Raw genomic sequence first — 1,963 nt, forward strand, 5'->3', positions numbered from 1 at the left:
GAACATATGTACGATAAAATAGAAAATAATGTATGATAACAACTACACTGGAGGGTATCATGAATGAGTATATTGAAATAAAAGGTGCGCGAATACATAATTTAAAGGATATCGATATACGAATCCCGCGAAACAAGCTAACTATCATTACAGGAGTATCAGGCAGCGGTAAATCAAGTCTTGCATTTGACACCTTATATGAAGAGGGCAAGCGTCGTTATCTCTTATTTTCGGGAACCCAATTTATTGTGGATACTGTTTCCCATTTTGATCGTATAACCGGTTTGTCTCCTACAGTAGCAGTTGAACAGCGCATTATTCGTCAATCTAATCCGAGAAGTACGGTAGGTACACGATCAAAAGTCGGGAATTTACTGTCCATTCTATTCGCAGCATATGGTAGGCGAGACCTTATGTATGATGATGGTTTGCCTCTTTCTATGGAATTTTTTCAGAAAAACTCACCTAAGGGCATGTGCGTCAAATGTCTAGGGAGTGGACGTTATCATGAGATTGACGAAGATGCAATTATTAACCCGGACATGCAGATCAAAAACATTTTTGGTGGTTTTTTGATCAAGCACAGACATCATAGAGACAATTTCAAAAAATTTTGCCAACTGCATCATATAGACATAAACAGCACGATCGGTACATTATCAGATGAGTTATTGTTATTGTTTAAATACGGGTGCCGGAAAAGTGGATTTGTGGGGGCAGTCGTTATATTTCATGATATGCAGAAGCATTGGACTAGCAAAAACGTTCGACACCATTCAGCTGACAAAGAAATTAATTTATGGGGAATTAAGGCAATCTCCATCACTTGCCCAAAATGTAAGGGATCAGGTCTTGGTGAACAGGCCATTCATACAACAATAGCGAACAAAACGATTACTGAACTCGAAACTATGTATATAGACCAACTGCTGCTGTTCTTACAAAGCCAGAAGGATGTATTACCTGGTAAAAATCTGATTGATGAAATTCTCCTCAAACTTCGGTGTATGGTTGATGTCGGATTGCATCACCTTGCTCTTTCTCGTCAAGTGCCGACGCTTTCAGGCGGTGAAATTCAGCGTCTATTCCTCGCTTCCTTTATTATCGCTGAGATGGATTCGATCATCTTTATATTTGACGAACCGACAATCGGACTCCATGAGGCTGAGAAGGAAATGCTGGTCAAGATCGTACAAAACCTCGTTAACCGCGGAAACACCGTTGTAGCTGTAGAGCATGACGACAATTTCATGCGCGCTGCCGACTATATTATAGATCTTGGTCCTGACGCTGGGATATATGGAGGTGAGCGGATATTCCAAGGAAGTTTACGTGAGTTCATGTCCTGCAAAAACTCTAGAACCGCGCCCTATCTTACAGGTGAAAAAACATTAAACGCCAAACATGGTTATAAGCCGATTGATCGCCAGAAATTGCTTACAATAGAGCATGCGAAACTGCATAATTTGCGGGATGTTTCTGTTTCCATCCCTCTTGGGCTGATGGTAGGTATTGCCGGAGTTTCAGGCAGTGGCAAGTCAAGCTTGATCCATGATACGCTTGTCCCCAAGCTGAAGCAATTATTAAAAGGGAAGCTCATCCATGAAGATGAAGATCATGATGATGTGCCGTCGTTGGACGACGATGCATCGGTGATTGGGACTGAACATATTAAGAAATGTATCGTAGTGGATCAGAAGCCGATCGGCAGAAGTAAAACTTCTTGTCCAGCTACTTACACTGGGATTACGGATCGTGTTCGTACACTATTTGCCAATACGCCCGAAGCACTGGAGAATGGCTATACAGCCGGGTTGTTTACAGTTAACTCCGAGGGTGGCTGCAGAGCCTGCAAAGGAGAAGGTAATAAGCATTTTCATGTCGGATTCGGGAACTTCATCGACGTGGAATGTGAAATGTGYGGCGGGACAGGATATGTCGAGGAAGCCATAAGTGTCAGGCT

General features: G+C 42.4%; 1 protein-coding gene. It reads left to right on the forward strand.

Annotated elements, in window-relative coordinates; genetic code table 11:
- Positions 1 to 59 precede the first annotated feature (59 nt).
- A partial coding sequence (locus AC1DWB_RS34265) for an excinuclease ABC subunit UvrA (RefSeq protein ID WP_477545543.1) occupies positions 60 to 1,963 on the forward strand: 1,904 nt, incomplete at its 3' end.

Source organism: Paenibacillus sp. P4_E11 (genome assembly GCF_056401635.1).